The organism is Streptomyces sp. NPDC047515 (genome assembly GCF_040643055.1).
Taxonomy (GTDB): domain Bacteria; phylum Actinomycetota; class Actinomycetes; order Streptomycetales; family Streptomycetaceae; genus Streptomyces.
The window spans coordinates 1-7115 of sequence record NZ_JBEYTM010000120.1; the positions used below are offsets into that span (position 1 = coordinate 1).

The window sequence follows — 7115 nt, forward strand, 5'->3', positions numbered from 1 at the left end:
GACCCTAGACAAGTCCCATCGTCGCAGGTCAGGAGCACTCTTCGCGTTTCCGATCACGCATCGGACACCCGGCCACGCGAAAGCCCGAGGTTAGGTTGTGCATATGCCCCGACCCACTGCCCGCGTGCTGACACTCCTGGAGCTGCTGCAGTCGGGCGGCACCCGGACGGCGGCCGAACTCGCCGACCGGCTCGGCGTCGAAGGGCGCACCGTGCGGCGGTATGTGGACCAGCTGATCGACCTGGATGTGCCCGTGGAATCGGTGCGCGGCCGCTACGGTGGGTACCGGCTCGCCCCCGGGTACCGCTTGCCTCCGCTCATGCTCAGCGACGACGAGGCGCTGGCCGTGCTGCTCGGCCTGGTCGCCGGCCGCCGAGCAGGGCTGACGACGACGCAGCACACGGCAAACGAGACGGCATCAGCGAAGATCCGGCGGGTGCTGCCCAAGCACATCGCCCGTCGGCTCGACACACTTCTGGAGGCTCTCGCCTTCACGGACCAGCCCGGCAAGTTCGACACCCCGGACGCTGGGGTCCTGCTCACCCTCGCCGATGCGGTGCGCCACCGCCGACCGGTCTCGATCCGCTACACCGACCGCGACGGACGGCGCAGCGAACGCACACTGCACGGGTACGGGATCGTCGCCCATTCGGGCCGGTGGTACGTCACGGGCAAGGACGCCCGGATCGGCGAGGACCGCACCTTCCGGCTCGATCGCATCGCAGATGCGCGGACCCTGCCCGGTTCATTCGAAGCGCCCGTGGGGCCCGGTCCGGCACAGCGCGTGTTGTCAGGGTTCGCCACGGCCGAGTACCGGCATGAGGTGACCTTGCGGATCCACGGGACAGTTGAGCAGATCCGCGCCCATCTTCCCGCCAGCGTCGCGAGCCTGGCGGAGCACGAGCCCGCGGCAGGCCAGGACCGGGCGACCGAGCGCTGGCTGCGCGTCGAGCTGCGGGCGGAGCGGCTCGATTGGTTGCCTCCGGTACTCGCCTCACTCGACCGGCCGTTCGTCATCGAGCGCCCCGATGAACTGCGCGACCTCGTCATCGCGCTCGCCGATCGCCTCGCGTCCTACGCCCGCCAAGCCTGACAGGCGAGGAACCAATGTCATGAGATGGCACACCTAGAATTCGCCGATGCCGCGTATGCCGCCGACCCAGCCCCAGCAGAGTTGACGAAGCCAACTGTCCAGAATGAACGAAGGGAGAACACCATGAACACCACCAGGACCGCACGTGCGACGCGGGCCAAGATCGCCGCGGCCCTGGCCGCGGGCGCGCTCATGCTCACCGCCTGCGGCGGAAGCAGCGGAGACAGCGACAGCAGCCTCGACGGGACCTACTACATCAAGGGCGTCAACGGCACGTCCGAGCTCGGCCAGCTGGTCGTCAAGGGCAACACCGTCTCGCATCACGAGTACACCTGTGACGGTGTCTACGAGGAGCCGGACGTGACCAGCACCGGCGAGTTCAACAAGGATCGGACCCAGATCATTTGGACGGTCGCCGGAGACGATAGCCGCAACGAGCGGACCGGCACCGAATCGATCTCGACCAGCGACACCTCGATCAGCATCAACGGCAACGCGTACGTGTGTGACAACTCCGCTGCAGGCAAGGCCCTGCTCGGCGCCTTCAAGGCCAAGTGCGCGAAGTAGCTCGAAGTCTCGACCCGTCGCCGATGACGACGGCGCTGAGCTCGAGGTCGGGACGGTCACGGGACCCCACTCCACAGGTAGGTCCGAGGCCCATCCGCTACACCGACTGGCTCTCCTGACGCGCTCGCGCCCTCTCGGGCGCGCAGACCGCTACCCCGGCGAAGCCAAAACCGACGCCCGCGACGCAGCGGTGATCGCGGATGCCGCCCGCACCATGCCCCTGACCCCGCCACGTCCGACCTCCCTGGGTGGTCCAGGACGACCAGTGCCACGCTGTGTCCGGCACCTGGTACTCCGCGTATCACGGACGCACCATCGAGTCCGCATCCTGCATCGACATCGATCATGTTGTCCCCCTCAAGGAAGCCTGGCGCTCCGGGACGTCTGCGTGGTCGACGCCCGAGCGGCGCGCCTTCGCGAACGGCCTGATTCATTCGCAGTTGATCGCGGTGTCGGCCGGCAGCAATCGGGCGAAGGACGACAAAGACCCGGGGGACTGGAAGCCTCCGCTGCAGTCGTACTCGTGCACCTGCAGCCGTGCCTGGATCAGCGTGAAGGCCACCTACCAGCTCACCGTCAACCCGAGCGAGGCCGCTTGCCTGCCCCAGATGCTCGACACCTGCGACACCTGACCCGCCGTCATCGGGGCGGCGGATCGTCTCGGATTTGAAGTGTCCATGCCCGGGGGTGCTCACCCTCGCGTTACGTCTCTGTGGCCGACACTTCAGTTGGGTAGTCGTCGTTTCCCGTTCTGTTGCTTCGGATAAGGAGCCGATCCGACGCGACCACCCTTGTCTGTCCGCGGACAGTGGACCAGCCGGAGCTCAGTTCGTGGCCCTGCTCGATCCGGACGCCGAGGCCGGCTGGACCACCGGCATCCGGCTCCGCATCGACGACAGCGTGCATGCCGCATACGGGAAGAAGGGCGCCCGGTCCCCTACCGGCGCACCCCGCTCGGTGACACGCTGACGGCTCGCGTACCAGGCGCCGATATTTTGCGTGACCGTCACCTCAGCCCACTTTCTTCAAGTCCGGGTCCTCTTGAATACTTCCGTTGCCCCTCTTCGTGGACGGACATCACCGAAGCAACAGGAGGACCCCCACACCCATGACCGAAATCAATCGGCGCCGATTCCTCCAAATCGCCGGAGCCGCCGCCGGGTTCGCCGCCCTCTCCGGCTCCATCGACCATGCCGCCGCCATCCCCGCGGCGCGCCGCAGCGGAACCGTCCAGGACATCGAGCACATCGTCGTCCTCATGCAGGAAAACCGTTCCTTCGACCATTACTTCGGGTCGATGAAGGGGATCCGGGGCTTCGGAGACCCCCGCCCGGTGACGCTCCCCAGCGGCAAACCGGTATGGCACCAGTCGAGCGGCGGCAAGGAGACGCTGCCCTACCACCCGGACGCCGACAACCTGGGCATGCAATTCATCGCGGGTCTCGACCACGACTGGGCCGGCGGCCACAGCGCGTTCAACAACGGCAAGTACGACAACTGGATCCCCGCCAAAGGCACCGGCACCATGGCGTATCTGACGCGGGACGACATCCCGTTCCACTACGCCCTCGCCGACAGATTCACGATCTGCGACGACTACCACTGCTCATTCATCGGCGCGACCGACCCGAACCGTTACTACATGCTCTCCGGCCACGTCGGCAACGACGGCACCGGCGGCGGCCCGGTCCTTGGCAACCAGGAGGCGGGCTACGGCTGGACGACGTATGCCGAGCGCCTGGAGAAGGCGGGCGTCTCCTGGAAGGTGTACCAGGACATAGGCGATGGCCTCGACGCGGCTGGCGGATGGGGCTGGATCAACGATGCGTACCGTGGCAACTACGGCGACAACTCCCTGCTGTACTTCAACAACTACCGCAGTGCCAAGCCCGGCGATCCCCTGTACGAAAAAGCCCGCACCGGCACCAACGCCAAGGCAGGAGAAGGATACTTCGACATCCTCAAAGCTGATGTCAAGGCCGGAAAACTGCCGCAGATCTCCTGGATCGCCGCCCCCGAAGCATTCTCCGAACACCCCAACTGGCCAGCCAACTACGGTGCTTGGTATATCTCGCAAGTTCTCGAAGCGCTCACGTCGAACCCCGATGTATGGAGCAAGACCGCTCTGTTCATCACATATGACGAGAACGACGGCTACTTCGACCACATCGTGCCGCCCTATCCGCCGGCCTCCGCGAGCCAGGGCCTGTCCACCGTCGACACCACGCTAGACCACTACAAGGGCAGCATCGGATATGCCGCAGGCCCCTACGGCCTCGGGCAGCGCGTCCCGATGATTGTCGTCTCGCCGTGGTCCACCGGCGGGTACGTCTGTTCGGAGACCTTCGATCACACCTCGATCCTGCGCTTCATGGAGAAGCGGTTCGGGGTGAAGGAGACCAATATCTCGCCGTGGCGGCGTGCTATCTGCGGCGACCTGACGTCCGCCTTCGACTTCTCCCTCAAGGTCACGGACCCGGCGGGCCTGCCGGACACCGCGGGCTACGTCCCGCCGGACCGTGACCGCCACGGCAGCTACGTGCCGAAGCCGCCCGTGCAGGGCGCCCTGCCCCGGCAAGAGGCTGGGGCGCGGCCGAGTCGCCCGCTCGCGTACGTGCCCTACGTCGACGGGGCTGCGGACCTCACAACCGGTAAGTACAAGCTGACGTTCAGCGCAGGAGACCGGACTGGTGCCGCCTTCCAGGTACGCTCACAAAAGCGCACCGACGGCCCGTGGACATACACGGCGGCAGCCGGAAAGCCGATCTCCGACAGCTGGAACTCGGTTTATTCCGGCGGCAGTTACGACCTCACGGTCCATGGCCCGAACGGCTTCCTGCGTACCTTCAAGGGCAACAACAAGGTTGCCGAGCCGGAGGTGACGGCTCGCCACGACGCCGGCACCGGCAACCTGAAGCTCACCCTGGCCAACCCGTCGGCCGCCGACGCACATCTCACCGTGACCAACGCCTACGGCGGCGGGCCCCAAACCTACACAGTCCGTGCCGGTGCCACCGTCGAGCAGAGTATCGACCTGCGCGCCACCAAGCACTGGTACGACCTGACGGTCGTCGTCGAGGGTAACGCCGGATACCTTCGGCGGCTGGCTGGACACGTCGAGAACGGCCGGACCGGCGTGAGCGACCCGGGCATCGCGACCGTGTGAGATCTGCCCCCACCGGCCGGGCGGGCTACCCGTTGTGGGAGGCTGCCCGGCCGGACCGTGTGGTTCAGCGAACGTCGTAGGCGCGGGTGATGGTCTGGGTGACCGTGTTGCCGTTGGCGTCCTTGAGGGTGGCCTTCGTGGTGACCTGCTTGCCGGAGGCGCCGTGAGGTCGAGGACGGCCGTCCAGTCACCAACCTGCTGCCCGGTCGGCGCCTGGGTCCAGGTGATGCCGCCGTCGTAGGAGTAGGGAGCGGTGGCCGTCTGCTGCGTGAGCGGGAGGTATATCTCCAGCTCATGAAGGCCCCGGAGTCCTAGCCCGGACACCAGGGAACAAGTAACCCGCCAGTAGGTTTCAGGGGTCGCTTCTCTGCCGTTTCTCGGTGCCGGGCGCCTCGTTGGGCTGTCCGGGTGAATGCCCAAAGGGCCGACGACAAGGGGCGGGTGTGCGACAGGAGTGGTCGCCGGAAGAACTGTTGGCGAGCTGGACGCTGGTGGAGGGCGACTGGAAGCTCGTGGCCAACAAGACCGGGGTGACGCGGCTCGGCTTCTGCCTGATGCTGAAGTTCTTCGAGGTCGAGGCCCGGTTCCCGGAGTTCGTCGAGGAGTTCCCGCAGCTCGCCGTGGAGTACGTCGCCGGTCTGGTGAAGGTGTCGGCCGCGGAGCTTGCGAAGTACGACCTGGCGGGCGCGAAGCGTCACCGGAAGCAGATCCGCGAGGCCCTGGGGTTCCGGCCGGCGACTCTGGAGGACGAGGAACAGCTCACCGCGTGGCTGGCCACGGAGGTGTGCCCGGTCGAGCTGGTGGAGGACCGGCAGCGGGAGGCCGTGCTGGTCGAGTGCCGGGCGCGCAGTATTGAGCCGCCGGGCCGGACCCAGGTTGAGAAGGTGCTGGTCGCGGCCCGCAACCGGTGGGAGCGGGTGCTCTGCGCGCGGGCCATCGAGCGCCTGGGTGAGGTCGGGGTGGCCCGGCTGCTGGCGCTGCTCAAGCGTGACCCGGGCGCGGTCGGCCTGGACTCCCTGCTGACCGAGGTCAACGAGCTGAACGGCGTGCGCAGACTCGGGCTGCCCGAGGGGCTGTTCGCGGACTGCTCGGAGAAGCTGGTGGCCGCGTGGCGGGCGCGGGCGATCAAGATGTACCCCTCGGACTTCCGCGACACCGCCGAGGGTGTACGGATCACGCTGCTCGCGGCCTTGTGCTCCTCCCGGCAGGCGGAGATCACCGACGCCCTGGGGGACCTGCTGATCGCCCTGGTGCAGAAGATCAACGCTCGGGCCGAGCGGCGGGTGGAAAGGCAGCTCACGGCCGAGTTGAAGAAGGTCCGAGGCAAGGAGGGCATCCTCTTCAGGCTCGCCGACGCGGCGATCGGCCAGCCCGACAAGACCGTACGCACAGCTCTCTACCCGGTGGTCGGGGAGAAGACGCTGCGCGACCTGGTGGCCGAGGCGAAGGCGAACGAGAAGGTCTTTCAAGGCCAAGGTCCGTACCACGCTGCGCTCGTCGTACAGCTCGTACTACCGGCAGATGCTGCCGCCGCTGGGGTTCCGCTGCAACAAGACCGCGTACCGGCCGGAGTGATGGACGCACTCGCGCTGCTGGAGAAGTACGCTGACATCGACGGCAAGACCCGCTTCTACGACGCCGCGGACGCGGTGTCGATGGACGGCGTCGTGCGCAAGGACTGGCGCGAGGCCGTCGTCGACGACAAGGGCAGGGTCGAGCGCATCCCGTACGAGCTGTGCGTCCTGGTCGCGCTGCGCGATACGATCCGGCGCCGTGAGATCTACATCGAGGGCGCGGCCCGCTGGCGCAACCCAGAGGACGATCTGCCCGGAGACTTCGAGGCCACCCGCACCGTGCACTACGCGGCGATCCGTCAGCCGCTGGACGCGGCCGAGTTCATCACGGATCTGAAGCAGCGGATGACGAACGGCCTGGACCGGCTCACGGCCGCTCTGGCGGACGGCTCGTCGGGCGGAGTGAAGGTGACCACCCGGTTGGCGAGCTGGCGAGGCTGGGAACGATCAGCGCGGCCGCATCGGTGCCCGGGACGACGACGGTCTGCTCGTCGAGTGCGGCAAAGGTGTCCTCGACCAGTCGCTCTGCCATGCGGGGAGCCTTCGGCCGTATCAGCGTGATCAGCCGTCGCCTTCCTGCCTTGCGGATCTGGGCGGGTGAGCCGAACTGGTCCAGTACCCTGAGCACGGCCGGGTGCTGGATGGGCGGTCCCAGGACCCGCTCCAGCGACGGATGGATCTGGGTGAGCAGGCCGCGGAGCCGGTTGGCGATCCG

At 67.2% G+C, this 7115-nt stretch carries 5 protein-coding genes and 3 pseudogenes; 7 read left to right on the forward strand and 1 reads right to left on the reverse strand.

Translation table 11 applies throughout. From position 1 onward, the window contains the following. Positions 1-103: 103 nt before the first annotated feature. From ABZ826_RS38450 to ABZ826_RS38480, 7 genes and pseudogenes are all read left to right on the forward strand, one after another. Entirely contained in the window at positions 104-1093 is a 990-nt protein-coding gene (locus tag ABZ826_RS38450; RefSeq protein ID WP_361459121.1) for a YafY family protein, read from the forward strand. Between the two features lie 123 nt (positions 1094-1216). Beyond that, a complete protein-coding gene (locus ABZ826_RS38455) occupies positions 1217-1660 on the forward strand; it encodes a hypothetical protein (RefSeq protein ID WP_361459123.1) in 444 nt (147 codons plus the stop codon). A gap of 142 nt (positions 1661-1802) precedes the next feature. Next, positions 1803-1886, forward strand: a pseudogene (locus tag ABZ826_RS38460) (transposase); the annotation flags it as partial. A 22-nt stretch (positions 1887-1908) separates the two neighbouring features. Beyond that, positions 1909-2292 (forward strand): DUF1524 domain-containing protein, encoded by a 384-nt coding sequence (locus ABZ826_RS38465; protein WP_361459125.1) that lies wholly within the window; start codon positions 1909-1911, stop codon positions 2290-2292. A gap of 199 nt (positions 2293-2491) precedes the next feature. Beyond that, positions 2492-2629, forward strand: a complete 138-nt coding sequence (locus tag ABZ826_RS38470) for a hypothetical protein (RefSeq protein WP_361459127.1) — start codon at positions 2492-2494, stop codon at positions 2627-2629. A gap of 139 nt (positions 2630-2768) precedes the next feature. Continuing rightward, the gene (locus ABZ826_RS38475; protein ID WP_361459129.1) at positions 2769-4826 is read left to right on the forward strand and encodes a phosphocholine-specific phospholipase C; all 2058 of its coding nucleotides are present in this window, start codon (positions 2769-2771) and stop codon (positions 4824-4826) included. Positions 4827-5269: 443 nt separating this feature from the next. Beyond that, positions 5270-5710: pseudogene (locus tag ABZ826_RS38480) on the forward strand (DUF4158 domain-containing protein); the annotation flags it as partial. A gap of 1114 nt (positions 5711-6824) precedes the next feature. Here ABZ826_RS38480 and ABZ826_RS38485 read toward each other — a convergent pair. Next, positions 6825-7115 (reverse strand): annotated as a pseudogene (locus ABZ826_RS38485) (IS110 family transposase); the annotation flags it as partial.